The sequence below is a fragment of the Rhizobium sp. BK619 genome, assembly GCF_014195245.1.
In the GTDB taxonomy this organism is placed as follows: Bacteria; Pseudomonadota; Alphaproteobacteria; order Rhizobiales; family Rhizobiaceae; genus Rhizobium; species Rhizobium acidisoli.
The window spans coordinates 199,057-223,134 of record NZ_JACIBH010000010.1; the positions used below are offsets into that span (position 1 = coordinate 199,057).

General features: G+C 61.3%; 27 protein-coding genes. 17 read left to right on the top strand and 10 right to left on the bottom strand.

Translation table 11 applies throughout. From position 1 onward, the window contains the following. Positions 1 to 2: 2 nt before the first annotated feature. Positions 3 to 1,349, top strand: a complete 1,347-nt coding sequence (locus FHX14_RS20270) for a sigma-54 dependent transcriptional regulator (RefSeq protein ID WP_184378346.1) — start codon at positions 3 to 5, stop codon at positions 1,347 to 1,349. 6 nt (positions 1,350 to 1,355) lie between these two features. Here FHX14_RS20270 and FHX14_RS20275 read toward each other — a convergent pair whose 3' ends face one another. After that, positions 1,356 to 1,823, bottom strand: coding sequence for an Lrp/AsnC family transcriptional regulator (locus tag FHX14_RS20275; protein WP_003593144.1), 468 nt, complete (start codon positions 1,821 to 1,823; stop codon positions 1,356 to 1,358). A 231-nt stretch (positions 1,824 to 2,054) separates the two neighbouring features. Here FHX14_RS20275 and trxB point away from each other — a divergent pair, with 231 nt between their 5' ends. Continuing rightward, positions 2,055 to 3,029: a thioredoxin-disulfide reductase gene (gene trxB / locus FHX14_RS20280; protein ID WP_012558464.1), complete on the top strand. Its 975-nt coding sequence runs from the start codon at positions 2,055 to 2,057 to the stop codon at positions 3,027 to 3,029. A 22-nt stretch (positions 3,030 to 3,051) separates the two neighbouring features. Next, positions 3,052 to 3,948 (top strand): LysR family transcriptional regulator VtlR, encoded by an 897-nt coding sequence (locus FHX14_RS20285; protein WP_003593139.1) that lies wholly within the window; start codon positions 3,052 to 3,054, stop codon positions 3,946 to 3,948. 135 nt (positions 3,949 to 4,083) lie between these two features. Here the strand turns inward: FHX14_RS20285 and FHX14_RS20290 are convergent, their stop codons facing one another. Beyond that, on the bottom strand, positions 4,084 to 4,512 hold the full coding sequence (locus tag FHX14_RS20290; protein WP_184378348.1) for a hypothetical protein: 429 nt from the start codon (positions 4,510 to 4,512) through the stop codon (positions 4,084 to 4,086). Between the two features lie 97 nt (positions 4,513 to 4,609). Between FHX14_RS20290 and FHX14_RS20295 the strand changes: the two genes are divergently transcribed. The 4 genes from FHX14_RS20295 to FHX14_RS20310 all read left to right on the top strand — a co-directional run bounded on the left by FHX14_RS20295 (position 4,610) and on the right by FHX14_RS20310 (position 8,098). Continuing rightward, positions 4,610 to 4,903 (top strand): metalloregulator ArsR/SmtB family transcription factor, encoded by a 294-nt coding sequence (locus FHX14_RS20295; RefSeq protein WP_003593135.1) that lies wholly within the window; start codon positions 4,610 to 4,612, stop codon positions 4,901 to 4,903. A 1-nt stretch (position 4,904) separates the two neighbouring features. Beyond that, on the top strand, positions 4,905 to 6,071 hold the full coding sequence (locus FHX14_RS20300; protein WP_184378350.1) for an MFS transporter: 1,167 nt from the start codon (positions 4,905 to 4,907) through the stop codon (positions 6,069 to 6,071). Between the two features lie 25 nt (positions 6,072 to 6,096). Next, positions 6,097 to 7,221 carry an alkene reductase gene (locus FHX14_RS20305; RefSeq protein ID WP_184378352.1) on the top strand — a complete coding sequence of 375 codons (1,125 nt, stop codon included), beginning with the start codon at positions 6,097 to 6,099 and terminating at the stop codon, positions 7,219 to 7,221. Between the two features lie 76 nt (positions 7,222 to 7,297). Then, positions 7,298 to 8,098, top strand: coding sequence for an aminoglycoside phosphotransferase family protein (locus FHX14_RS20310; RefSeq protein WP_184378354.1), 801 nt, complete (start codon positions 7,298 to 7,300; stop codon positions 8,096 to 8,098). Here FHX14_RS20310 and FHX14_RS20315 read toward each other — a convergent pair. Then, positions 8,095 to 9,117, bottom strand: coding sequence for an NAD-dependent epimerase/dehydratase family protein (locus tag FHX14_RS20315; protein ID WP_003593128.1), 1,023 nt, complete (start codon positions 9,115 to 9,117; stop codon positions 8,095 to 8,097). The genes FHX14_RS20310 and FHX14_RS20315 overlap by 4 nt on opposite strands. Positions 9,118 to 9,208: 91 nt before the next feature. Between FHX14_RS20315 and FHX14_RS20320 the strand changes: the two genes are divergently transcribed. Next, complete coding sequence (locus FHX14_RS20320) at positions 9,209 to 10,105, top strand: LysR family transcriptional regulator (protein WP_003593127.1); 897 nt, start codon at positions 9,209 to 9,211, stop codon at positions 10,103 to 10,105. Between the two features lie 105 nt (positions 10,106 to 10,210). Further along, a complete protein-coding gene (locus tag FHX14_RS20325) occupies positions 10,211 to 10,726 on the top strand; it encodes a GrpB family protein (RefSeq protein WP_003593125.1) in 516 nt (171 codons plus the stop codon). Between the two features lie 2 nt (positions 10,727 to 10,728). Here FHX14_RS20325 and FHX14_RS20330 read toward each other — a convergent pair whose 3' ends face one another. Continuing rightward, positions 10,729 to 11,010, bottom strand: a complete 282-nt coding sequence (locus FHX14_RS20330; protein ID WP_003593123.1) for a DUF2188 domain-containing protein — start codon at positions 11,008 to 11,010, stop codon at positions 10,729 to 10,731. Between the two features lie 231 nt (positions 11,011 to 11,241). On the opposite strand from FHX14_RS20330, the gene FHX14_RS20335 reads away from it, so the two are divergent. Continuing rightward, positions 11,242 to 12,339, top strand: coding sequence for a calcium:proton antiporter (locus tag FHX14_RS20335; RefSeq protein ID WP_184378355.1), 1,098 nt, complete (start codon positions 11,242 to 11,244; stop codon positions 12,337 to 12,339). Between the two features lie 72 nt (positions 12,340 to 12,411). On the opposite strand, the gene FHX14_RS20340 is transcribed toward FHX14_RS20335, so the two are convergent. From FHX14_RS20340 to FHX14_RS20360, 5 genes are all read right to left on the bottom strand, one after another. Continuing rightward, complete coding sequence (locus FHX14_RS20340) at positions 12,412 to 13,281, bottom strand: 3-deoxy-manno-octulosonate cytidylyltransferase (RefSeq protein ID WP_184378357.1); 870 nt, start codon at positions 13,279 to 13,281, stop codon at positions 12,412 to 12,414. Between the two features lie 35 nt (positions 13,282 to 13,316). After that, on the bottom strand, positions 13,317 to 14,303 hold the full coding sequence (locus FHX14_RS20345) for a glycosyltransferase family 8 protein (protein ID WP_184378359.1): 987 nt from the start codon (positions 14,301 to 14,303) through the stop codon (positions 13,317 to 13,319). Positions 14,304 to 14,408: 105 nt separating this feature from the next. After that, positions 14,409 to 14,795 (bottom strand): type II toxin-antitoxin system VapC family toxin, encoded by a 387-nt coding sequence (locus FHX14_RS20350; RefSeq protein ID WP_054182593.1) that lies wholly within the window; start codon positions 14,793 to 14,795, stop codon positions 14,409 to 14,411. Positions 14,796 to 14,797: 2 nt separating this feature from the next. Beyond that, positions 14,798 to 15,058, bottom strand: coding sequence for a type II toxin-antitoxin system prevent-host-death family antitoxin (locus tag FHX14_RS20355; RefSeq protein WP_011652922.1), 261 nt, complete (start codon positions 15,056 to 15,058; stop codon positions 14,798 to 14,800). Positions 15,059 to 15,158: 100 nt separating this feature from the next. Then, the gene (locus FHX14_RS20360) at positions 15,159 to 16,361 is read right to left on the bottom strand and encodes a pyridoxal phosphate-dependent aminotransferase (protein WP_054182592.1); all 1,203 of its coding nucleotides are present in this window, start codon (positions 16,359 to 16,361) and stop codon (positions 15,159 to 15,161) included. Between the two features lie 110 nt (positions 16,362 to 16,471). On the opposite strand from FHX14_RS20360, the gene FHX14_RS20365 reads away from it, so the two are divergent. The 4 genes from FHX14_RS20365 (at position 16,472) to FHX14_RS20380 (ending at position 21,297) form a co-directional block, all read left to right on the top strand. Beyond that, the gene (locus FHX14_RS20365; RefSeq protein ID WP_184378361.1) at positions 16,472 to 16,930 is read left to right on the top strand and encodes a hypothetical protein; all 459 of its coding nucleotides are present in this window, start codon (positions 16,472 to 16,474) and stop codon (positions 16,928 to 16,930) included. 10 nt (positions 16,931 to 16,940) lie between these two features. Next, positions 16,941 to 19,325 carry a marine proteobacterial sortase target protein gene (locus tag FHX14_RS20370; RefSeq protein ID WP_184378363.1) on the top strand — a complete coding sequence of 795 codons (2,385 nt, stop codon included), beginning with the start codon at positions 16,941 to 16,943 and terminating at the stop codon, positions 19,323 to 19,325. Beyond that, positions 19,315 to 20,034: a class GN sortase gene (locus FHX14_RS20375; protein WP_184378365.1), complete on the top strand. Its 720-nt coding sequence runs from the start codon at positions 19,315 to 19,317 to the stop codon at positions 20,032 to 20,034. The genes FHX14_RS20370 and FHX14_RS20375 overlap by 11 nt, the downstream gene beginning before the upstream one ends. A 123-nt stretch (positions 20,035 to 20,157) precedes the next feature. After that, the gene (locus FHX14_RS20380) at positions 20,158 to 21,297 is read left to right on the top strand and encodes a PQQ-dependent sugar dehydrogenase (protein WP_184378367.1); all 1,140 of its coding nucleotides are present in this window, start codon (positions 20,158 to 20,160) and stop codon (positions 21,295 to 21,297) included. A gap of 4 nt (positions 21,298 to 21,301) precedes the next feature. Here the strand turns inward: FHX14_RS20380 and FHX14_RS20385 are convergent, their stop codons facing one another. Beyond that, positions 21,302 to 21,775 (bottom strand): DUF3052 domain-containing protein, encoded by a 474-nt coding sequence (locus FHX14_RS20385; RefSeq protein WP_184378369.1) that lies wholly within the window; start codon positions 21,773 to 21,775, stop codon positions 21,302 to 21,304. A 97-nt stretch (positions 21,776 to 21,872) separates the two neighbouring features. On the opposite strand from FHX14_RS20385, the gene FHX14_RS20390 reads away from it, so the two are divergent. The 3 genes from FHX14_RS20390 to FHX14_RS20400 all read left to right on the top strand — a co-directional run bounded on the left by FHX14_RS20390 (position 21,873) and on the right by FHX14_RS20400 (position 24,076). Next, the gene (locus FHX14_RS20390; RefSeq protein WP_184378370.1) at positions 21,873 to 22,763 is read left to right on the top strand and encodes a DMT family transporter; all 891 of its coding nucleotides are present in this window, start codon (positions 21,873 to 21,875) and stop codon (positions 22,761 to 22,763) included. Positions 22,764 to 23,250: 487 nt separating this feature from the next. Then, a complete protein-coding gene (locus tag FHX14_RS20395; protein ID WP_003561293.1) occupies positions 23,251 to 23,466 on the top strand; it encodes a cold-shock protein in 216 nt (71 codons plus the stop codon). A 148-nt stretch (positions 23,467 to 23,614) separates the two neighbouring features. Next, entirely contained in the window at positions 23,615 to 24,076 is a 462-nt protein-coding gene (locus FHX14_RS20400) for a BA14K family protein (RefSeq protein ID WP_003593100.1), read from the top strand. The last annotated feature ends 2 nt before the right edge of the window (positions 24,077 to 24,078 follow it).

Sequence of the window (24,078 nt, forward strand, 5' to 3'; positions counted from 1 at the left end):
TCATGGCCACACCGATGCCCGTTGCGCTGATCGACGATGACAAGGACCTGCGCCGCGCCACCGCGCAGACGCTGGAACTCGCCGGATTTTCCGTCTCGGCCTATGAGGGAGCGAAGGCCGCACTGGCCGACCTGTCCGCGGATTTTGCCGGCCCGGTCGTCACCGATATCCGCATGCCTGAGATCGACGGGCTACAGTTGTTCGGCATGCTGAAGGGCATTGACGCCGACCTGCCGGTGATCCTGATGACCGGTCATGGCGATATTCCGATGGCCGTTCAGGCGATCCAGGACGGCGCCTATGATTTCATCGCCAAGCCGTTTGCTGCCGACCGGCTGGTCCAGAGCGTTCGTCGCGCCGGCGAGAAGCGGCGGCTTATCCTGGAAAACCGTATGCTGCGCAAGGCGGCCGAAGACGCGCAGGAGAATTCGCCGCTGATCGGCCAGACGCCGGTCATGGAAAATCTGCGGAAGATCCTTCGCCATATCGCCGATACCGATGTCGACGTGCTTGTTGCCGGCGAGACGGGCAGCGGCAAGGAAGTCGTCGCCCAGATCCTGCATCAGTGGAGCCACCGCCGGAAGGGCAATTTCGTGGCGCTGAACTGCGGCGCGCTCCCCGAAACCGTCATCGAAAGCGAGCTGTTCGGCCACGAGGCCGGCGCCTTTACCGGCGCTCAGAAGCGCCGCACCGGCCGCATCGAACATGCAAGCGGCGGCACGCTTTTCCTCGACGAGATCGAGAGCATGCCGGTCGCTACCCAGGTCAAGATGCTGCGGGTGCTGGAGATGCGCGAAATCACCCCGCTCGGCACCAATGAGGTGCGTCCCGTCGATCTTCGCGTCGTTGCAGCCGCCAAAATCGATCTCGGCGATCCCGACCTGCGCGGCGATTTTCGCGAGGACCTCTATTACAGGCTGAATGTGGTGACGATCTCTATTCCGCCGCTGAGGGAGCGCCGCGACGATATTCCGCTGCTGTTTTCCCATTTCGCCGCCCGCGCCGCCGAGCGCTTCCGCAGAGAGGTGCCGGAGATTTCGCCCGAGGTGCGCCGCCACTTTGCCGCGCATGCATGGCCGGGCAATGTCCGCGAGCTCTCGCATTATGCAGAACGCGTGGTGCTGGGTGTCGAAGGCGGCGGAGCAGCACCCATCCCTGCCCAACCGACCGGCGGCACCCTGCCCGAACGGCTGGAACGCTACGAGGCGGAGATCATCCGCGACGCGCTCACGGCCAATGACGGCGACGTGCGCAGCACTATCGAGGCGCTCGGCATTCCGAGAAAGACGTTTTACGACAAGCTTCAGCGCCACGGCATCAACCGCGGCGGCTATTCCGCGCGCAAATAAACTGTTTCAGACTTCCACCAGCCCGAGCTTCTTCACCTGCCGGATCGTCAGCATGGTGCGCACGGTGTCGACATGTTCGTTCGCCGTCAGCACCTCGATGACGAAATCCTGGAAATGGGTGAGATTTTCCGCCACGCAATGCAGCAGGAAATCGCTATCGCCGGAGACCATCCAGGCCTGGCGCACCAGCGGCCACTCGGCGGTGGCGGCGGCGAAGGATTTGAGATTGCCTTCCGACTGGTGCTTGAGGCCAACCATGCAGAAAGCGACCAGATCGAAGCCGAGCCTCGGGCTGTTCAGCATCGCGTGGTAGCCCTCGATGATGCCCGCTTCCTCGAGCTTGCGCACCCGGCGCAGGCATGGCGGTGCAGAGATGCCGACGCGGTCGGCCAGCTCCACATTGGTCATGCGGCCGTCGGCCTGCAATTCCCGGAGGATCTTTATGTCGATGACGTCGAGTTCGGCGCGACCCACATCATGGCCTTTCTTTAATTCTCCGCGGGGAGCTTCTATATAAAGCCGCGGAATACGCAAGAATGTTTCACGCCGATGACGGATTCTTGCACATCCGGCCGATTTGCCTTGTTGGTAACGCAAGGCTGCCCTTGAATAAAAGCATTGGACGTTCATAAATGGCGCAGGGACCGCGAAACGGCCGCAATCGCCACTTAGCCGCCGCCCTCCTGCCAGTCGAAAGGAAATGACATGCCCGCCCGCCATACCAAGGTGCTCATCATCGGTTCTGGACCCGCAGGCTATACCGCCGCGGTCTATGCCGCGCGCGCCATGCTGAAGCCGGTTTTGATCGCCGGTCTCGAACAGGGCGGCCAGTTGATGATCACCACCGATGTGGAGAATTATCCGGGCTTTGCCGATCCCATCCAGGGCCCCTGGCTGATGGAACAGATGCTGCAGCAGGCAAAACATGTCGGCGCCGAGATCGTCAACGATCTGGTAACCGAAGTCGACATGAACCAGCGCCCCTTCGTCGCCCGCACCGACAGCGGCCAGGTCTGGACTGCCGATACGCTGATCATCGCCACCGGCGCCAAGGCCAAGTGGCTCGGCATCGAGAGCGAGCAGCATTTCCAGGGCTTCGGCGTTTCGGCCTGCGCCACCTGCGACGGTTTCTTCTATCGCAACAAGAATGTGATCGTGGTCGGCGGCGGCAACAGCGCCGTCGAGGAAGCGCTCTACCTCTCCAACATCGCCAAGTCGGTGACATTGGTCCACCGCCGCGACTTCTTCCGGGCCGAAAAGATCCTGCAGGAACGCTTGTTCTCCAAGGAGAACGTCAAGGTATTGTGGAACACCGAAGTGGCCGAAATCACCGGCACGCCGGCCAAGCCGCCGATGCCGCAATCCGTCTCCGGCGCACGACTGCGCGACGTCAAAACCGGCGCGATCACCGAGATGGCAATCGATGGCGTTTTCGTCGCCATCGGCCATGCGCCGGCAACCGAGCTCTTCAAGGACAAACTGAAGCTGAAGGACAACGGCTATCTCTGGACCGCGCCGGATTCGACCGCGACCAGCCTGGAAGGGGTCTATGCCGCCGGCGACGTGACCGACGACACCTTCCGTCAGGCAATCACTGCCGCCGGTCTTGGATGCATGGCAGCGCTCGAAGCCGAGCGCTATCTGACGGGTCACATGCCCGTCGCCGTAGCCGCGGAGTAAGATCGGCATGAGGGGTGGGGGAATGCCATTGGATTGGGACAAGCTGCGTATTTTTCACGCAGCTGCCGAAGCGGGTTCGTTCACCCATGCGGCGGATAAACTCCATTTGTCCCAGTCCGCCATCAGCCGCCAGGTGAGCGCGCTGGAGCAGGACGTCGGCACCAAGCTGTTTCACCGCCATGCGCGCGGCCTGATCCTGACGGAACAGGGCGAGCTGCTGTACCGCACCGCCCATGACGTGCTGCTGAAGCTCGAAACCGTGAAGATGCAGCTGACGGAAACCAACGAAACACCGTCCGGCAAGCTGCGCGTCACCACCACGGTCGGCCTCGGACAGGGCTGGCTGACCGACAAGATCCAGGAATTCCTGCAGCTTTATCCCGATGTGCAGATCCAGCTGATCCTCGACAATGAGGAAGTGGATGTGAACATGCGCCATGCCGACTGCGCGATCCGCCTGCGCCAGCCGCAACAATCCGACCTCATCCAGCGCAAGCTCTTCACCGTGCACATGCACGTCTATGCCGCTCCCTCCTACATCAACCGCCATGGCGAGCCGCAGAAGATCGAGGATCTCGACAATCACCGCATCATCACCTTCGGCGAGCCGGCGCCGAGCTACCTGCTCGATGTCAACTGGCTTGAGGTCGCCGGCCGCTCGTCGGACAACAAGCGCATCCCGCATCTGCAGATCAACAGCCAGACCTCGATCAAGCGCGCCGCCCTGCTCGGTATCGGTGTCGCCTGCCTGCCGGACTACATCGTCGGCCGCGATCCTGGCCTTATTCAGCTGGCGATCAATGCCGACGTTCCCTCCTTCGACACCTATTTTTGCTATCCCGATGAGATCAAGAACGCCGCCAAGCTGAAGGCCTTCCGTGACTTCATCGTCAGCAAGGCCAGAAACTGGAATTTCTAGAACATCGTGCCGAAAAGTGTGAGCGGTCTTCGGACGACATCATGCTCACCTGCTCTGATTAGATCCGGATGATTTTGGGCCGGATCGGCCTTAAATCATACGGACCTAGGCCAGATTTATGGAATGTTTTCCATACTATGCATTGAACGCATGACTGGCATGCACAAATAAGGGTTGCCGTTTGCCCATTAAACCACCATATCGCACATAGCCGATGCACATGGTGGCTTTTCCTCCCAGTTCCACCGCATTAGCTGTTCCCCTCTGGAGGTTTTTGACCTTCACACTTATAAGGGCCCTGGTTTTCCAGTGGCCCTCTTTTTTTGCCTTACGTGCCCGGAGAATGCTGCGCCGCAAAAAAATTGTGCGGCGCATAGCAGGCATGCACAAAAAAGCATTGAAACCTGCCCAAGGAAGCACCATATCTATCTCAGCTGATGCATCTTGTGGTTTCTCTCCCAGTACCACCGCATTAGCTGTTCCCCTCTGGAGGTTTTTGACCTTCACAATTACAAGGGCCCTGGTTTTCCGGTGGCCCTCTTTTTTTGCCCAAATTTTGCTCACTCAATAAAACGCACGGCCTCACGCCTCCGTGATTTGCATATCGACGCCTGACGATCAATATATCGAACAAACACGATTTATAGTTCGGCGAGCGACGATGGACAAAGACGAGATTATCAAGGCACTCGCCCATCCCACCCGGATGGACATTCTGAACTGGCTGAAAAATCCCGAGCAGCATTTCCCCTCGCAGGAGCATCCGTTCGAAATGGGTGTCTGTGCCAGCCAGTTCGAGCGCTGCGGCCTGTCGCAGTCGACGGTCTCGGCTCATTTGGGAACGCTGCATCGCGCCGGCCTCGTCACCACCAAACGCGTGGGACAGTGGATCTTCTACAAGCGCAACGAAGAAACGATCGCTGCATTCCTCAAGCAGCTGACGCAGGATCTTTAAAATGCCCCTCGCCCTTCTCGTCCTTGCCTTGAGCTCATTTGCGATAGGCACCACCGAATTCGTCATCATGGGTCTTCTGCCCGAGGTCGCCGCCGATCTCTCGGTGACGATCCCGCAGGCCGGGTGGCTGGTAACCGGTTATGCACTGGCGGTCGCGATCGGCGCCCCGGTGATGGCTATTTCGACGGCCAAGCTGAAGCGCCGCACCGCCCTGATCGCGCTGATGGCCTTCTTCATTGCCGGCAACCTGCTTTGTGCGCTGGCAAGCGACTACTGGGTACTGATGATCGCCCGTGTCGTGACCGCGCTTTGCCACGGCGCCTTTTTCGGCATCGGTTCGGTCGTCGCCGCCGGCCTGGTCGCCGAAGACCGCAAGGCCCGCGCCGTCGCCCTGATGTTTACCGGCCTGACACTCGCCAATGTTCTTGGCGTGCCGATCGGCACCGCCATCGGCCAGGCCTATGGCTGGCGCGCCACTTTCGGGGTGGTCACCGTCATCGGCGTCGTCACCATATCAGGCCTGATCGCCATCCTGCCCAGGGACAGGCAGCAGGAAAACGGCAGTATCCTGCGCGAAATCGCTGCACTCCGGAATGGCGGCCTGTGGCTGGCGCTATCGACCACCGTCTTCTTCGCCGCCTCGATGTTCGCCCTCTTCACCTATATCGCGCCGCTGCTGCGCGACGTCACCGGCGTTTCGCCGGAAGGCGTCACCTGGACGCTGTTCCTGATCGGCCTCGGGCTGACCATCGGCAATCTCATCGGCGGCAAACTGGCGGACTGGCGGCTTGGCGCGACGCTTGCCGGCGTCTTCGCCGCCATCGCCGTCACGTCGATCGCCTTCAGCTACACAAGCCGTTTCTTCATCCCGGCTGAAATCACGCTCTTCCTCTGGGCCCTAGCGAGCTTTGCCGCCGTGCCGGCGCTTCAGGTCGGTGTCGTCGGCTTCGGCAAGGACGCCCCGAACCTCGTCTCGACCATCAATATCGGCGGCTTCAACACCGGCAATGCGCTCGGCGCCTGGGTTGGCGGTCTGGTCATCGATGCCGGCTTCGATCTTACCCGCGTCCCGCTCGCCGCAGCCTTGATGGCCCTGATCGGCCTCGGCGCGACGGCGCTCACCTATCTCTCCGCCAGGGGCCGAGCCGCCCTCGCCCCTGCCGAGTGATCCTCCCGCAAAAGAAAGGACCATCATGGCCAAGCTTTTCGAACCTACCAAGGTTGGCGACATTACAGTCAAAAACCGCATCGTCATGGCGCCGCTCACCCGCAACCGCTCGCCGGGCGCCATCCCGAACGACCTCAATGTCGAATATTATCGCCAGCGCGCCACGGCAGGCCTGATCATTACCGAAGCGACCGCGATCACCCATCAGGGCCAGGGCTACGCCGACGTGCCCGGCCTCTACAGCAAAGAGGCTCTCGACGGCTGGAAGCGCGTCACCGACGCCGTTCACGCAGCCGGCGGCAAGATCGTCGTCCAGATGTGGCATGTCGGCCGCATCTCGCACACGACGCTGCAGCCGAATGGCCGCAAGCCGGTCTCCTCGACCGACCGGGTCGCCAAGGCCAAGACCTATCTGGTCAATGGCGACGGCACCGGCAGCTTTGCTGACACCTCCGAGCCGCGCGCCCTCGAAACCGCTGAAATCCCCGGTATCATCGAAGATTACCGCAAGGCCGCGCGTGCGGCGATCGACGCCGGCTTCGACGGTGTCGAGATCCATGGCGCCAACGGCTACCTGCTCGACCAGTTCATCCGCGACGGCGTCAACGACCGCACCGATCAATATGGCGGTTCGATCGAAAACCGCGCGCGCCTGACCTTCGATGTCGTCGATGCCGTCGTCAGCGAAATCGGCGCAGGCCGCACCGCGATCCGCATCTCGCCGGTCACACCGTCGGGCGAAAGCTACGATTCCAATCCGCAGGCGACTTTCACCCATGTCGTCGAGGGGCTGGCCAGATACGATCTCGCCTATATCCATGTGATCGAAGGCCAGACCGGCGGTGATCGCGACTACCGGCAGGGCGACAATCCTTCCTTCGATTACAAGGCGTTGCGCCAGGCTTATGAAACTGCCGGCGGCAAGGCCGACTGGATGGTCAATAACGGTTATGACCGCGATCTGGCGATCGACGCTGTCGAAAGCGGCCGCGTCGACCTCGTCGCCTTCGGCAAGCCCTTCATCGCCAATCCCGATCTCGTCGAACGCTTGGCGAAGAACCTGCCGCTCAACACGCCCGACCAGTCAACCTTCTATGGCGGCACCGCTAAGGGTTATGTCGACTATCCCGCTCTCGAAAAGGTCGCCTGAACTTTTCGAACACACATTGCGAATCCCGCCGAAAGGCGGGATTTTCATTTCCCACGCATCTTTGTAGGGTATGCCAATGTTCGCTGCCCATCTTGATCGCTGGTCCCTGATATCAGACGGCGAGCCCATCATAACCCATTCAAGCCGTCTGCTGCCGGTCCTCTGGCAGGAGAAGCCGGCCATGCTGAAAGTGGCCGCCGATGTCGACGAACGATACGGCGCGCTGCTGATGCAATGGTGGGATGGCGACGGCGCAGCCCATGTCTACGCTCATGAGGGCGACGCGGTGCTCCTGGAACGGGCGATGGGAGAACGCTCGCTGCTTGCCATGGCGATGAACGGCGAGGACGACGAGGCAAGCCGCATCCTCTGCCGAACGGCGGCACGGCTGCATGCGCCGCGCGAAAAACCGCTTCCCGATCCCATCCCCCTCAGCCGCTGGTTCCGCGATCTCGAGCCGGCGGCAGGCAAACATGGCGGCACGCTGGCCGAATGCTCGGCGATTGCCAATGCGCTGCTTGCCGATCCGCGTGACCTCACCGTCCTCCACGGCGACATCCACCACGGCAATATCCTCGATTTCCAGGCGCGCGGCTGGCTGGCGATCGATCCGAAGCGGCTGCATGGCGAGCGCGGCTTCGATTTCGCCAACATCTTCGCCAACGCGGAACTGCCTGTTAACACTGACCCCGCTCGTTTCCGCCGCCAGCTCGCCATCGTCTCGGCCGAAGCTGGGATCGAGCCGAAGCGGCTGCTACAATGGATCGCCGCCTATTCCGGCCTTTCCGCCGCCTGGTTCCTCGGCGACCCGAACATAGAGCAGGCCGAGACCGCCTTGACGGTCGCCCGGATCGCGCTGGCAGAACTCGAGGCTTAACCCGCATTCTCAGGAGAAGGTACGATCAAGGCCGCCGCCATGTCGCGATGCGGTTCCGGCAGGCAGCCGAGCGCCACGAGCGAAGCTCTGACGGCCTCGTCGATCGGCGTCTGCGGTTCCTTGCCGAGTTCGGCCGTCAACCTGCTGTTCCGCATCCTGAGCGGCACCTTCCACAGATAGCGCATCTCCTTGATCTCCCGCATGATCGGCATAAAGGGCGCAGCGAGCGGCACGATCCACCAGGGGAAGCCACCGATCTTCGCCCTGCCGCCGGCCACACGCTTGATCGCTTCGGCCATCTGCATGCCGTCAGCATCCCAGAATCCCTCCATATGATAGACGGCGAAGGGCGGCAGTTGATCGGCCCGCGCGATCAGCTGAACTATGGTTTCGGCCACGTCGGGCAGATAGGCCCACTGATGACCGATGCCGCGTCGCGCCGGGTTCTTGATCGTGGCGACCGCCTTGCCCGGCGTAACCAGCGCAGATGAGAACCAGCTGTTTGATGTCGTCCCTGGACCGAAGAAGTCACCCGCGCGAACAATGATGACGCCGGCGCCGGGCTGCGACGCAGCCTTCAACCGCTTCTCCATCTCGGCGCGGATCGCCCCTTTCTTGGTCACCGGATGCTGCGGGCTATCCTCCGTCGGCGTCGGCAGGGCATCGGGACCGAAATTATAGACCGTGCCGGGCAGCACGATACGCGCACCCACGCTTCGGGCAGCCGCGATGGTATTGTCGAGCATTGGCAGCACCAATTTTTCCCAGTCGCGGTAGCCGGGCGGGTTGACGGCGTGCACGATCAGGCTGGCGCCCTCTGCGGCCTTCAGCACATCGCCTGAATTCATGGCATCGCCCTGCAGCCATTCGAATGCCGGCTGGCTTTGGGATGCCTTGGCTGCATTGCGGTTAAGCGCCCGGATGTGCCAGCCGCTCTCAAGAAGCTTGCGGGCGACCGCCCCGCCGATACCGCCGGTGGCGCCGAGAACGAGGGCCGTCTTATTTATTTCGCTGCTCATGATCATCTCCTTCGATTGGCTGAAGGCATGATGCCATCTGCATCAGATAAACAAAATTGACTAAATAAGTGCATCAGATATACAAAAATATATGAGCGAACTCAGTTGGGATTACTACCGGAGTTTTCTGACCGTGCTGCAGCAAGGTTCGCTTTCGGCCGCCGCCCGCGAACTCGGATTGACCCAGCCGACCGTAGGCCGCCATGTCGATGCGCTGGAAGAGGCAATTGGCGCCAAGCTCTTCACCCGCTCGCCGAACGGCCTCCTGCCGACCGACACCGCACTGGCACTGAAGCCCCATGCCGAAACGCTGGCCGCAACCACGGCGGCACTTTTGCGGACGGCGTCCGGCCAGCCCGAGAGCGTGGCGGGCACCGTCAGGGTCAGTGCCAGCGAGATCGTCGGCGTCGAGATCTTGCCACGCATCCTCGGGCCGCTGCAGGAGACTTACCCGAAACTCCAGATCGAACTCTCGGCGTCCGATACGATCGAGGACCTTCTGAATCGTGAAGCCGATATCGCCGTGCGCATGGCCGAGCCTCGGCAGGATGCGCTCATCGTGCGTCGGATCGGCGATCTTCCGGTCGGCTTCCACGCCCATCGTCGCTATATCGAGCGGCACGGCATGCCGGAGACCATTGCCGACCTTGCAAGGCACCGCCTTATCGGCTTCGACCGGCAAACGGCCTATATCCGCCTTATGATCAGCCGCTATTCCATGCCTGACATCGATTTCGTCTTTCGTTCCGACAGTAATCTCGCGCAGCTTTCCGCGATCCGCGCCGGCGTCGGAATCGGCATCTGCCAGACCGGGCTTGCGCGGGAAAACCCCGATCTGATTCATATCCTGCCCGAGGCGTTCAACATCCCGCTCGGCACATGGGTGGCGATGCATGAGAGCCTGAAGACCTCGCCACGCTGCCGCGCCACCTTCGACGCGCTGGTCAAAGGGCTTCAAGACTATCACCGATATTCGACCGGCACATAACCTCGAATCGGGAATCGATTTTCGGAGAGAATCATGCGCAAATTTCAACGCAAGAGAGCATCCGAAAGCTGGCCTGTCGGATGCGCGGCGCTGCAGCGGGAGAAAATGATGAGCCACGATCCGGTTGAACTCGTGCCCTACGATCCGCAATGGCCGCAGGCGTTCCGGCGTATCCGTGACAGGTTGCTCGTCTTGTTGCCGCAGGCGCTCTCCATCGATCACATCGGCAGCACGTCCATATCAGGCATGACTGCCAAGCCGCTGATCGATATCGACATCGTTCTTCCCAGCCTCGGGCATATCGAGGCTGCCACCGATGTGCTTCTGGCCGAAGGTTACGAACCGCGCGGCAATCGTTATGACGACGAGGTCTGGGCGTTTTTATCGAGAGGCTTGGTACCGCGGGAGCGGGTCTACCTTTGTCCGGCCGGCAATGGCACGCATCGAAACAGGCTGGCTTTCCGGGATCATCTCATTGCGCATCCTGAGGCTGCGGCCGAATATGCCGCGCTCAAACGCAGGCTGGCGGGCAAATTCAGGATGGATGGCGACGGCTATACCGCGCATAAGCGCGAATTCGTCAACGCGATCGTCGCGCGGGCATTGGCGGACGATCGCTGACTTCAAATGCCTTGCGAGGCCCCGGCCCCGCGGTCCTTCCATTGACCGTCTACCACCTCGGTTTCCGGCCGGTCACCGCCTTCGGCATATTCCTCATGCCACTTGCCATTCTCGTCCTGCCAACTGATCTCGGCGGAATCGCCGCCGACCTGCTGTTCGGCCGCGACGATGCGCGCAGCTTCGAGCGCCTCGGCATGAGTCGGGAATGCCTCGGAATAGACGCCTCCGAGCCTGTAAGCCCAACCGCCGTCATGCGGCACGACTTCGTAGACCACCTTGATCATGCATCCGTCTCCTCATCTTCTTGTTGCGCATTCGCACGCTTCCGGACAGGATCCGGATCATCGCGGCCGCTTGACAAGAATTCGAGGACGCCGCGATCTGCTTTCCGGCCCCGATGACGTTCAGTATTCCATTAAACGCCGAAGACTGCAAATGGCACCAGACCGCGGCTTTCTTGATATGCGAAATCAGTGACTTAGATAAAACGCATGAATCGGGACAGGAGCTGAAACTTGGCGATTGCATCACGCTTAAAAGGAGAGAAGTTTCTCGTCGCCGCACTTGCCGTTGCAGCCATCGCCTATCTCTTGGAACACACGGTGATCGAGATGGGACGCGGCGTCGCGCTGATCGCCGCCGCCGTCCTGGTCGGCACCATCGTTCTCGCCTCGATCCGCGTTGCCCATCACGCCGAACTGCTCGCCGTCAAGGTCGGCGACCCCTATGGCACGATGATCCTGACGCTGGCGGCTGTTGCCGTGGAGGTCATCATCCTGGCCATCATGATGAGCGGAGAGAGTTCGCCGACACTGGTGCGCGACACGATCTATTCGGCCCTGATGCTCGATATCAACGGCATTCTGGGTCTCGCCGCCCTGCTCGGCGGCCTGAAGCACGGCGAACAGCCCTACAACGACAATTCGGGCAAGACCTACGGCGTGATGATCCTCACTGCCATGGGCATCTCGATGATCGTGCCGGAATTCGTGCCCGGCGACAAATGGCACTATTATTCCGCCTTTACCATCGTTGCGATGATTGCGCTCTACGGCCTCTTCCTGCGCATGCAGGTCGGCCAGCACAGCTATTTTTTCAGCTACAGCTACCCGCGCTCCGAACGGAAGAAAGGGGCTTCGGACGCGCACGGCGCTGACGAGCCGGCCGCGATATCGATCGCCACCATTCTCGTCGGCGTCGTCATCATCGGCCTGCTGGCCGAGTTCATGTCGGCCTTGATGACCGAGGGTCTGCGCGACAGCGGCGCGCCGATCGCCGTCACCGCCGTCGTCGTCGCGGCGATTTCAGCTGCCCCCGAGATCCTGACCGCCTTGAAGGCGGCCCTCAAGAACCGCATGCAGGCGACCGTCAACATCGCCATGGGCGCCTCGCTCTCGACCGTGATCCTGACGGTGCCGGTCATGGAGGCGATCGCGCTCTATACCGGCCAACCCTTCATCATGGCGATGACCCCGGTGCAGACGGTGATGGTGACGATCACGCTGATTGCCGCAGCGATCAACCTCAATGACGGCGAGACCAACGCCATCGAAGGCATGACGCACTTCATCCTCTTTGCCACTTTCGTCATGCTGACGGCGCTGGGGCTTTGAAGATGGCGCTGCTCTCGATCTCGAAAGGAGTTCTCTCGGCAGGTCACGCCCGGTGGCGGGAGCCTGCGACAGTCATTCTTTCGATTTTTCCAGGAAGCGCTCTTTACGGGTTTTCGGTTTGAAACGGCGGAAGAAGTTTTCGACGGCGCGGATGGATTTGGTAACGGACATCAGCCTGTCGATCTGGCTGTTTGCATTGTGAAGCCGCTCGGACAGGACTTCGGCCGCCGTCATCGCGATTTCGACCGGCGGCACCTGGGGAAAGCGTTTGGCGAGCGCCGCATAGGGGCTGGCATCGACGCCGCCCATCATCGAGATCGTACCCATCCTGGCGAAGAGACGCAGGAAGATTTGCTCGAACGTCCAATCGTGTACGTCGAAGACCTTCCACTTCTCGCTTCTCTTTGCCGAAAAGCCGGCAAGCAGGATCTTGCCCGGCAGCTGCAGGTCGGCGAGCCAGAGCGCCATCGCAAAGCCGCTCGTTGCAATCTTGCCTGTTGGATAGAGATCTCCGATCATTTGCGTCAGATCGAGATGGCGGGTGCCGGTGCCATCGAAGCGGCTCTCCTCGCTGAAGTTCTCCTCGGGGGAAACTCGGATGTTGACGACACCCAGAAAATCATCGCCGGCAAAGAAGCGTAGAACTTCCGCCACCTCGCGCCGGTGGACGATATTGGCGCCCATTACACCGCTGCGGGCAACCAGCACTGCATGACCGGCAAAGGGTTCGTCGAGCACCTTGTAGACATTGTTGAAGAAGACGTAGAGCGTCGGCTCCGGCAGCTCGCTTCGCAGCCGCTCGAAATCGACCGCTTCGCTGTTTGCCACCAGCACGATGTGGGAATAACGCGACAGCAGCGCCTTCCACGCTTCCGGCGTCAGGAAATTGAAGCCGCTATCGGCGGCGGCTAGCCTCTGCGTATCACTGGAGGTCGATTCCATATCGGCTCACATGCACTTTCCAAGGACGCGCCTTGCTAGCTGTTGCTGAAATAGGCGCGCATCCGTGCAAGCCGCGCCAGCCCGCCGATCTGCTTTCCCACATGCGAGAAGAATCCGCCGATCCGGCCCGCAGCCGACGGCTGCCTGCAGAAGGATGCCCAGGGCGTGTTCCGGAGATCCTCGACATACTGCCTGGCCATCCGCCGATGCACCCAGGGAACGGTCGCCTGCCACGGTTTCTTGCGGCCGGTAAAGTGAAAGATCGCCGGCCGATCGACGAAAGGCAAAAGCCCCGTCTGCGTGTTCCAGCGCGGATCGAGCACCAGCCAGTCGCCGTCGAAACTGACGTTTAGCGCATCCTGGTCGTTATTTTCGAAAAGATGCGACCGCTCCTCGAAGATTTCCCGGGTTCTGGCGAAAAGCCCCTTCGCCCGGCAGGCCGACCAGTCGAACAGCAGCACGCCGGCATTGAAATAGCGTCCGCCCTCGCCCATGCCGATCTTGCGCTGCCGTGCTCCGGCTTTCTCTGGGAAGGCCATGACATAATCGTCGACCGCAGCAAGCGCCTTGCCTCGGAGATCTCTGGTGAAGAGTTCGTCGACGGGCGCTACCGCGAGCACGTCGGCGTCGAGGTAAAGCAGGCGCTCGATATGATCGGGAATATGCAGATCTATGTAGAGCCGCGCCAGTGTCGCCCCTGACCAGCGGCCCCGGGCCTGCTTTGCCGTATCCGGGGTATTATAGGGCAGCACAGTGATCGCCATGTCGTGCAGCTTCGCGAAATTGCCCACCTCGGCGATCTCGTTCGGCTTGAGGTCGATGCCGAGAAGCAGGAACTCCACGCCAGGACCGTCGAGATTGCGCTTGACGGATAGCAGCGTGCAGCAGGCAGCCGGCAGCATGTTGACGTCAGAACACACGATGACGGCACTACTCTGCAAAATCCGGCCTCCCAAAGCGGCAACTTGAACTTGATGCCGGATATCTAGTTGGTTTGAAGGCTGCCCGCAACCTGAGATCACCCGCGCTACCGACGCTCCCCGTCACGATTTGAATCGGAATTCAACGACTTGCGAGCCAAAGCGGAATCAATGCCGCAAGATCTTGAATCGGGATGTCAGCCTGATTCAGAGTCGCAGCGCCAGGGGATGATCGACGAGCAATCGATCGACCGTCGCGAGCTGCAAGCCCTCGACCTTGCATTGCGCCAGCAGCAGGCGATCGAAGGGATCGCGCGTCTCCGGCTCTGGGTCGGCGGCGGTGACGACGTGCGGGACATCGACGGACAGGATCGTCAGCCCGACTTCCCGCAGATAGATGGGAATGGTCTCCAGAGGCAATCCCGGCTGCAATTTGCCAAGCCTCGTCTTGATGGCAACTTCCCAGAGACTGGCGACGCTGACGAAGCCACCAGCGGCATTGTCGGAAAGCAGTTGCTCGACACGCGGAAAACGTTCCGCCAGTTTCCTCTGCGCAATGGCGATCACCATGTGCGTGTCAAGCAGCACCCGCATGGTTACGGCAGCGGCTTCAAAAGGAAATCTTCCGGCAAAGGATCGTCGAAGTCGTCGGCGATGTACATCTCCGTCCTCGTGATGCCCTTGGAACGGAGATAGGCCTCGCCAGCTTCCAGGTTCAAACCGCCGCGTTTCTGATGCGGTACAAGATCGAAGACCGGGCGGCCGTTGCGCGTCACGACAATGGTCTCGCCTTCCTCGACCTCGCGGGCAAGCTCGGTCAGGCGGTTCTTCGCGTCACGGATCGAAACGGTCTTCATGCCACAAATGTAGCTACATGCAGCCACATCGTCAACGTCGCCGCAAGCAAAAAGGCCTGCCGTCGCCGGCAGGCCTTCGATCGATACTATCGCAGTCCGCTTACTTGCAGGCGGCGCAGAAACGCTGAATGCGGCGGCAGGCTTCCTCCAGAAGATCTTCCGAGGTCGCATAGGAGATGCGGAAATTCGGGCCGAGGCCGAAGGCCGAGCCGTGAACGACAGCGACGCCTTCCGATTCCAGAAGCTCGGAAACGAAATCCTCATCCGTCTCGATGACCTTGCCGGAGGGTGCGGTTTTGCCGATCAAGCCCTTGCAGGAGGGATAGACGTAGAAGGCGCCTTCCGGCACCGGGCAGACGATGCCCTTGGCCTGGTTCAGCATGGAAACGACGAGATCGCGGCGGCCTTCGAAGATCTTCTTGTTCGCCGGAATGAAGTCCTGCGTGCCGTTCAGTGCCTCGACGGCCGCCCACTGGGCAATCGACGTCGCGCCCGAGGTCTGCTGACCCTGGATCATGTCCATGGCCTTGATGAGCTGGATCGGGCCTGCGGCATAGCCGATACGCCAGCCGGTCATCGCATAGGCCTTGGAGACGCCGTTCATCGTCAGTGTGCGGTCGTAGAGCTTCGGCTCGACTTCGACAGGCGTGACGAACTTGAAGTCGCCATAGGTCAGGTGCTCGTACATGTCGTCGGTCAGCACCCAGACATGCGGATGCCTCATCAGCACATCCGTCAATGCCTTCAGCTCGTCCTGCGTATAGGCCGCACCCGTCGGGTTGGACGGGGAGTTGAAGATGAACCACTTGGTCTTCGGCGTGATCGCCTTTTCCAAATCGGCAGCCTGGAGCTTGAAATTATGCTCCTGGGTCGCGGAAACGAAAACCGGCGTGCCGCCGCACAGCGCCACCATCTCGGGATAGGAAACCCAGTAAGGCGCCGGGACAACGACTTCGTCGCCGGGGTTCAGCGTCGCCATGAAGGCGTTGAACAGGATCTGCTTGCCACCGGTGCCGACGATTGTCTGCTCCCAGGAATATTCCAACCCGTTCTCGCGCTTGAACTTGGCGGCGATCGCCTTGCGCAGTTCGGGAATGCCGGAAACCGGCGTGTATTTGGTCTCGCCGCGGTTGATCGCGTCGATGGCGGCCTTCTTGATATTTTCGGGCGTATCGAAATCCGGCTCACCCGCACCGAGGCCAATGACGTCACGTCCTTTTGCTTTCAGCTCGCGCGCTTTCTGGGAAACGGCGATGGTGGCTGAAGGCTTCACACGGGAAAGAGCATCGGCAAGGAAGGCCATGATATCGGTCCTAATGGTTGAAACGGGCAGAAAAGCCGCGACCGGAGTTCTGCGGTTAGCTCTATGTCCAATGTATGACGGCATTTCAAGCGCAAAGGCGTGATGGGGCAATGATTCTTATTGATCCTTTTGCCGCACCGGCCGCCCCAGCTTGCCGGCAGCTTCGGACAGTCTTGCTACGCGCAGTTGAAGGGCTCGGCGCAACTCTTGCACCAAGATCTGAGACCATCGGGGCTCTCCGTTTCCTCGAAGCCAGTCGCCACCATGTCGAGGCGATTAGGATCGCCGGCATCTGCCGCGACCCGACCTTCGCCATCATGCCGATCAGCAAGGGTTGTTGTCACGAACGACAGCGGCGGACGGTCGGTGACGTCTCGACAGCATCCGGCACATTCGCGGTAGCGACGATCGCGTTTTTTCCTCACCTATGTCTTTTGAAATCAGACAGATCGCCGGATTTCGTCATCGCCGCGAATAAGCCGCAACAAATGCCGGGCCGCGCCGTAATTCGGTCGCGAGCGCGCCGAGATCGAAGCCGCATCATTGCCTCATCCAAAATTGGTTATTGAGGGTATGCCAATGTTTCTGGAAGACGAATATGCCATGGGGCGCATACGTGCGCGCCGGATTTCCATTTCATTTCTTGTCGCCGCCACCGCCTTTGTCGCCTGTGTCACGGCAATGCTAGGGCTTGCCTCCGCCGCTCGCGCCGACACGCAGCAGGCGTCCAACCAGCTTGCAGCACTGGTGCGGCCGAACGACGTCAACAGCGGCTCGCTGCTGTTTCCTTCAAAGGAGCCGGGCTTCTACGTCGAAGCGCCGCGGCTGAAGAGCGACGTCGCGATCGACGTCTCCGGCCCGATCGCCAGGGTGAAGGTGACGCAGCGTTTCCATAACCCGAGCAAGGGCTGGGTCGAGGGCACCTACGTCTTCCCGCTGCCGGACAATTCCGCCGTCGATGCGCTGAAGATGCAGATCGGCGAACGCTTCATCGAAGGCCAGATCAAGCCGCGCCAGGAAGCCCGCGAGATCTACGAGCAGGCCAAGGCGGAGGGCAAGAAGACGGCGCTGCTCGAACAGCAGCGGCCGAACATCTTCACCAATCAGGTCGCCAATATCGGCCCCGGCGAAGAGATCGTCGTGCAGATCGAATATCAGCAGACGGTCCACCAGTCGGGCGGCGAGTTCTCGCTGCGCTTCCCGATGGTCGTCGCCCCGCGCTACAATCCGGCGCCAATCGTCCAGACCGTCGAGTTCAACAACGGCGCCGGTTTCGCCACGCCGCGCGATCCGGTGGAAAACCGTGAGAAGATCGAAGCCCCGGTGCTCGATCCGCGCGAAAATGCCAAGATCAACCCGGTTTCGCTGACCGTCGACCTTAAGGCCGGTTTCCCGCTCGGCGAGGTCAAATCCTCCTTTCACGAGGTCGATATCCGCCAGGACGGCGACCAGGAGAGAACGATCAGCCTCAAGGGGGAAGCCGTCCCCGCCGACAAGGATTTCGAGCTCACCTGGCAGGCCGCGCCCGGCAAGCTGCCGAGCGCCGGCCTCTTCCGCGAAGTGAAGGATGGTAAGACCTACCTGCTCGCCTTCGTCACCCCGCCGACGGCGCCGGATGCGGCAGCGCCGCCAGCCAAACGTGAAGTGGTCTTCGTCATCGACAATTCCGGCTCCATGTCGGGGCCGTCGATCGAGCAGGCAAAGCAGAGCCTGGCGCTTGCCATTTCCAGGCTGAATCCCGACGACCGCTTCAACGTCATCCGTTTCGACGACACGATGACCGACTATTTCAAGGGCCTGGTCGCTGCCACCCCTGATAATCGCGAAAAAGCGATCGCCTATGTCAGGGGCCTGACCGCCGACGGTGGCACCGAAATGCTGCCCGCGCTCGAGGATGCGCTGCGCAATCAGGGACCGGTTGCAACCGGCGCGCTGCGGCAGGTCGTGTTCCTGACTGATGGTGCGATCGGCAACGAACAGCAGCTCTTCCAGGAAATCACCGCAAACCGCGGCGATGCCCGCGTTTTCACCGTCGGCATCGGCTCGGCCCCGAACACCTATTTCATGACCAAGGCCGCCGAAATCGGCCGTGGCACCTTCACCCAGATCGGCTCGACCGATCAGGTGGCAAGCCGCATGGGCGAGCTTTTCGCCAAGCTGCAGAACCCCGCCATGACCGATATCGCCGCAAATTTCGAAGGCATCGCTGCCGAGGATATCACGCCCAATCCGATGCCGGACCTTTATAGCGGCGAGCCCGTCGTGCTGACCGCGGAACTGCCGGGGGATAAGCCCGCCGGCAAGCTTGAAATCATCGGCAAGACGGGCGACCAGCCCTGGCGCGTCCAAATGGATATCGCCAATGCCGCCGACGGCAACGGCATCTCCAAGCTCTGGGCGCGGCGCAAGATCGATGATTTCGAAGCCCGCGCCTATGAGCGTCAGGATCCGGCCGGGCTCGACAAGGATATCGAGACGGTGGCGCTCGCCCACCATCTCGTCTCCCGTCTCACCAGCCTGGTCGCCGTCGACGTCACGCCGTCGCGGCCGGCAAACGAGCCGCTCGGCTCGGCGAAGCTGCCGCTGAACCTGCCTGAGGGTTGGGATTTCGATAAGGTCTTCGGCGAAAACGTTGTTTCTCCCGGCGGCGGAGAACGTCATGGCGTAGCCACCCCTGCAGGAAACGCCGCGCCGCATCAGGCCGTGGCCGAAACACCGGATCTCGCCGCATCGCCTGAGCTCGCCAACATGATGGCCGCAGCCCCGACCGCCAAGGCCGCCACCCTGATCGCGCAGAAGAGCTCGACCGTGAACCTGCCGCAGACGGCGACGCGCGCCGACGAGCAGATCATCCGCGGGCTGACCATGCTGCTCCTGGCGCTGACGGCGGCAAGCGGGCTGGCCGTCTGGCGCCGGCGCATCAAGCGGTTGATCGCGGTGGGAGCCAAGCCAAATGGTCTCTAGGCTCTCAGCAAGCCGGAACGAGGAAGCGGCCGAATTCGAGCCGCTTCCGACCTATCTGGAACTCGCCATGGCCGCCGCCACGGCCCACGACAGGCCCAAGGTGCGCCAGAGGAGAGGTTTCTTCCTCTGGCGTCTTTCCTCGATCGAAAAAGCGATCGCCGTCGCCATCGCCGGCCTTGCCCTTTATGGCTTGGCGCTGATGGGCGACGGCTTCCTGCTGAAGGCGAAGGCGGAGCTCTCGCAGATCCTGCTGAAACGCGCCTTCGCCGCGGAACTGAAGGGCGAGGAGACAAAACCCTGGCCCTGGGCGGATTTCACCACGGAGGCCAAAGTGCGCGCACCGCGGCTCGGCAAGGAGGCGATCGTGCTCGCCGGCGCCTCCGGCGAAGCCCTCGCCTTCGGCCCGGCCTGGCTTACCGATACGCCGCAGCCCGGCGAAAAAGGCACCTCGGTGATCGCCGCTCATCGCGACACGCATTTCCGCTGGCTGCAATATGTAAAGCCCGGCGATACGATCGAGGTCACCCGCCGTGACGGCAAACTATTGACCTTCAAGGCCGGCGAAGGCCGCATCGCCCCATGGGATGCCAGCGGCATCGACCCTTCCTCCAACGGCCGCCGCCTGGTGCTGACCACCTGCTGGCCCTTCGATGCGACCGAACGCGGGCCGCTACGCTACATCCTCGAGGCCGAACTGGTCGACGGGTAGAGCGTCTTTTGAATCCACGCATCCGTTCAACCAGCAAACACAAAGCCGTTATATCAGGTCGCATGAGGGTTGAAGCTCTCCCCTGCCCGCTCCACCTTCAGCGTGAGACGACGGGAAAACAAGATGAGAATATCCGCCTTTCATTTCGCCGCAGCGCTGGTTCTGCACGGCGCCGCATCCGCCGATGCGGCCGAGACCGTCAATACGCAGGATCTTGCGGTCCGTGTCGACAAACTCGCCGACGGCCTCGAACATCCCTGGGCGGTCGAGGTGTTGCCCGATGGCGCCTACCTCGTCACCGAGCGGCCGGGCCGCATGCGCATCATTCGCGACGGCAAGGTCTCCAGCCCGATCGACGGCGTGCCCAAGGTTAGCGCCCGTGGCCAGGGCGGCCTGATGGATGTGGCGCTGGCTCCGGACTTTGCGACGTCGAGAAAACTCTATTTCACCGCCGCCATCGCCAATGGACAGGGCTCCGGCACCGAGGCCTTCAGCGCCACGCTTTCCGCCGACGAAAAGGCTCTCAATGCCGTGACGCCTGTATTCACCATGCGGCGCTTCACCTCGGGCAATATCCAGTACGGCTCGCGCATCGCCATTGCCCGTGACGGTTCGCTGTTCATCAGCGTCGGCGACCGCGGCGACCGCGACCGCTCGCAGGACTGGCGGGACGATGCCGGCTCGATCATCCACATCAATGCCGATGGCAGCATCCCGGCCGACAATCCGTTCAAGGACGGCGGCAAAGCGCTGCCGGAAATCTGGTCGAAAGGCCACCGCAACCCGCAGGGTATCACCTTCGATAGCAAGGACGGCAAGCTTTATACCGTCGAGCACGGCGCCCGCGGCGGCGACGAGATCAATCAGCCCGAGGCGGGCAAGAATTACGGCTGGCCGATCATCACCTACGGCCGCGACTATTCCGGCGCCGAGATCGGAGAAGGCACAGCGAAGAAAGGACTGGAACAGCCGCTGCATTACTGGGATCCGTCGATTGCGCCCGGTGCGCTCGCTGTCTATCGCGGCGCTATGTTTCCGGAATGGGACGGCAATTTCATCGTCGCGGCGCTGAAGTTCCAGCTGCTGTCCCGCATGCAACGCGACGAAAGCGGCGCCTTCGTCGCCGAGGAACGGCTGTTCGAGGGAGAATACGGCCGCATTCGCGATGTCATCATCGCGCCCGACGGCGCACTGCTGATGGTGACGGATGAGGATAACGGCGCGCTGCTTCGGGTTTCGCGCGTTGAGGCCAATAACGGCTGAAAGATCACAAGGTCCCGCGCCGCTCCTTGCGGATGACGAATTTCAGCCCGGACCAGATCTTGTCGACGGCGCAGACCTTGACGTCGACAAGACCTGTGGGAAGAAGGATCTCCCGCAGCACGTCCTCGGTGACATCGGTCGGCACCCTCGAACTCTTTTTCGGCCAGGAGATCCAGAGCATGCCGTCCGGCTTGAGAACGCCGAAGAGTTTAACCGCGACAGCCTCTAGCGCTGCCCGTTCGGTCACAAACAGATGCACGTAGTCGAACGCCTGCCGAGGCGTCTCCGGCAGCGCAAGGGTGACCGAGGCAAAACCATCGAAGCCATGGATGTCGCCAATCGTTTCGGGAACTCCGAGAAGAGCAGCCGCCTGCCCGCGCCCAAGGCCGAGCTTGCTGGCGAGCGGCCTGCCTGAATAGCCAGCCGTCCCGGACGTGGCTGCCGTATCGCCGGCCTGTCGGCTTTCTGCGTGTCCCATCCTGTCATCTCCGCGGATAGGCATGAAGTCTTTGCCCTTGCCTGGAGGAAATGCAACTGCTAACCGCTCGGGCGCAACCTTCCCCATCGAGGACGACATGACGCGCGCTCAGGCGAACCTCCTGCTATTGTTCGCAGCCGCCATCTGGGGCGGCGGCTTCGTTGCCCAGTCGACGGCGATGAAGGCGATCGGGCCCTTCTGGTTCATCGCCCTGCGTTTTGCCGTGGCCACATTGGCCGTCCTGCCCTTCGTCCTTCTGGAAGCGCGCAAAGCCAAGGCGAAGACAACCGCTCGCCATGCGAAACTCTATATCCTGACCGGCCTTGCCCTTTTCAGCGGCGCAGCCACACAGCAGGTCGGGCTGCAGACGACGACGGTGACGAATTCCAGCTTCATCACCGGTCTCTATGTGGTCTTCGTGCCGCTGATCGCCGTGTTCTTCCTGCGCCGTGCCCCGCATTGGATCATCTGGCCGGGCGCGCTGATGGCCGTCGCCGGCATTTATCTCCTCTCCGGCGGTCATCTCTCGGCCCTCACATCAGGCGATCTCCTGACAGTCGCCTGCGCCGTCTTCTGGGCAATCCAGATCACCCTTGCCGGCACGACCGTTTCTGCGACCGGAAGGCCGCTCGCACTCTCGGCCACGCAATTCGCCGTCACCGCGATCTGCGCGCTCGCCATTGCCGCAACCTTTGAACCGATCACCCTGTCGGCAATATGGGCCGCAGGACCTCAGATTCTCTATGTCGGCATTTTCTCCTCGGGCCTGGCCTTCGTGCTGCAGGTGATCGCCCAGCGTTACACAACGCCCTCGCAGGCCGCGATCTTCCTCTCCTCCGAAGCGCTTTTCGGCTCGTCGCTTGCGGCCCTTCTGCTCGGCGAGACGATGCCGGCGACCGGTTATGCAGGTTGCGCGCTCCTGTTTATCGCTATGCTTGTGGTCGAACTCGTGCCGGGATTTGCCCGGCGACGCTTGCCAGCCGTCTGAACACGCGTCCAAATATGGGCGGTTGGCGAATCCGAAAAAAAATTAACGAGAGCGGCAAGACGCGTTCACGTTGCATTTTTGGGAAAATCTGCTCGAAACTTATATTGCAGACGATATAAAACGTTAATCATTCCCTATCGGCGAAGGAAATTTTGCGTTTTTGCGCAAATTGGATATCCGGGCAGGTGTGCCTCGAACGACACGGCAAAAAACTTTTACTTGCCAAAATTCGTTTAACGCAGCACTCTCAGCGCGTTCGGGCATTTTGCGAGCATGGGAAGTCCTAAAGTATTTGCGCGCCGGGAACGCCAATTATCCCGGTCAGCCGGTTCCGATTATGGCGGGCGAAAGTCCTGTCTGGAGCAGGCCGAGGTAGAGGGGACCTTTTTCTCACATTTCAAGAATTGCCTGCCAACGCCTCCCGCAAGGAGGCAATGCTATGATGCTGCCCGTGTGGATGGCGGGCAGAGAGAAAAGGACCTGACGCATGGCAGAGACTGGCACTGTAAAATTCTTCAATACCGACAAAGGCTTCGGCTTCATCAAGCCGGACCGGGGCGGCGCCGATATCTTCGTTCACATTTCTGCCGTTCAAGCCTCCGGGCTGGCCGGCCTGACGGAAAACCAGAAGGTAAGCTTCGACACGGAGCCGGATCGCCGCGGCAAGGGCCCAAAGGCCGTCAATCTGCAGATTGCGGGCTGAACCCTTAACAAGGCTGTCGAATTTCGAGTTGAAGCCCGGCAGCAATGCCGGGTTTTGTCGTTCAGCCTTCGTTCAGCTACTGATCTCTACTACTGTGATCATCGAGAAAGGAACCGGCGTTCGGTTCCCGGGATTGGGATTTATGCTTATGAACAGGCTCGCCAAAACTCTTCTGCTGACGGCAACGGCTGCTGCGCTTACCCTTTCTGCCATCGGCGAGGCATCGGCCCGCGACCGCCATTGGCGCCATCATAGCAACAACGACGCGCTCGTCGGCGGCGCAGTCGGCCTTGCCACCGGCCTGATCGTCGGCTCGGCCATCGCCAATGCCAATAACGGCCCTGTTTACGACGAGCCTCGCTACATCGACCCGCCCTACGAACCCGGATATTACGAGCCGGCTCCGGTCTATCGCGCCCCGCGCCGCGTCTATGTTGAGCAGCCGCAATATGTCGAACAGCCGCGCTACTATGCGCCGGTCCGCGCGGCAGTAGAGCCCTGGTCGCCGCAATGGGAGCGTTACTGCTCCTACCGCTACCGCTCCTTCGATCCGCGCAGCGGCACCTATATCGGCAATGACGGCCGCAGCCACTTCTGCACCGCCGGCTGATC

Bases quoted from the DNA above. Each gene is read 5' to 3' on its own strand.
- FHX14_RS20285 (WP_003593139.1), top strand. From the start codon at position 3,052: ATGCCATTGGATTGGGACAAGCTGCGTATTTTTCACGCAGCTGCCGAA.
- FHX14_RS20365 (WP_184378361.1), top strand. From the start codon at position 16,472: ATGATTCTTATTGATCCTTTTGCCGCACCGGCCGCCCCAGCTTGCCGG.
- FHX14_RS20270 (WP_184378346.1), top strand. From the start codon at position 3: ATGGCCACACCGATGCCCGTTGCGCTGATCGACGATGACAAGGACCTG.
- FHX14_RS20300 (WP_184378350.1), top strand. From the start codon at position 4,905: ATGCCCCTCGCCCTTCTCGTCCTTGCCTTGAGCTCATTTGCGATAGGC.
- FHX14_RS20370 (WP_184378363.1), top strand. From the start codon at position 16,941: ATGTTTCTGGAAGACGAATATGCCATGGGGCGCATACGTGCGCGCCGG.
- FHX14_RS20330 (WP_003593123.1), bottom strand. From the start codon at position 11,010: ATGATCAAGGTGGTCTACGAAGTCGTGCCGCATGACGGCGGTTGGGCT.
- FHX14_RS20380 (WP_184378367.1), top strand. From the start codon at position 20,158: ATGAGAATATCCGCCTTTCATTTCGCCGCAGCGCTGGTTCTGCACGGC.
- FHX14_RS20375 (WP_184378365.1), top strand. From the start codon at position 19,315: ATGGTCTCTAGGCTCTCAGCAAGCCGGAACGAGGAAGCGGCCGAATTC.
- FHX14_RS20350 (WP_054182593.1), bottom strand. From the start codon at position 14,795: ATGCGGGTGCTGCTTGACACGCACATGGTGATCGCCATTGCGCAGAGG.
- FHX14_RS20340 (WP_184378357.1), bottom strand. From the start codon at position 13,281: ATGGAATCGACCTCCAGTGATACGCAGAGGCTAGCCGCCGCCGATAGC.
- FHX14_RS20355 (WP_011652922.1), bottom strand. From the start codon at position 15,058: ATGAAGACCGTTTCGATCCGTGACGCGAAGAACCGCCTGACCGAGCTT.
- trxB (WP_012558464.1), top strand. From the start codon at position 2,055: ATGCCCGCCCGCCATACCAAGGTGCTCATCATCGGTTCTGGACCCGCA.
- FHX14_RS20305 (WP_184378352.1), top strand. From the start codon at position 6,097: ATGGCCAAGCTTTTCGAACCTACCAAGGTTGGCGACATTACAGTCAAA.
- FHX14_RS20325 (WP_003593125.1), top strand. From the start codon at position 10,211: ATGATGAGCCACGATCCGGTTGAACTCGTGCCCTACGATCCGCAATGG.
- FHX14_RS20395 (WP_003561293.1), top strand. From the start codon at position 23,251: ATGGCAGAGACTGGCACTGTAAAATTCTTCAATACCGACAAAGGCTTC.
- FHX14_RS20320 (WP_003593127.1), top strand. From the start codon at position 9,209: ATGAGCGAACTCAGTTGGGATTACTACCGGAGTTTTCTGACCGTGCTG.
- FHX14_RS20315 (WP_003593128.1), bottom strand. From the start codon at position 9,117: ATGAGCAGCGAAATAAATAAGACGGCCCTCGTTCTCGGCGCCACCGGC.
- FHX14_RS20385 (WP_184378369.1), bottom strand. From the start codon at position 21,775: ATGGGACACGCAGAAAGCCGACAGGCCGGCGATACGGCAGCCACGTCC.
- FHX14_RS20310 (WP_184378354.1), top strand. From the start codon at position 7,298: ATGTTCGCTGCCCATCTTGATCGCTGGTCCCTGATATCAGACGGCGAG.
- FHX14_RS20295 (WP_003593135.1), top strand. From the start codon at position 4,610: ATGGACAAAGACGAGATTATCAAGGCACTCGCCCATCCCACCCGGATG.
- FHX14_RS20360 (WP_054182592.1), bottom strand. From the start codon at position 16,361: ATGGCCTTCCTTGCCGATGCTCTTTCCCGTGTGAAGCCTTCAGCCACC.
- FHX14_RS20400 (WP_003593100.1), top strand. From the start codon at position 23,615: ATGAACAGGCTCGCCAAAACTCTTCTGCTGACGGCAACGGCTGCTGCG.
- FHX14_RS20390 (WP_184378370.1), top strand. From the start codon at position 21,873: ATGACGCGCGCTCAGGCGAACCTCCTGCTATTGTTCGCAGCCGCCATC.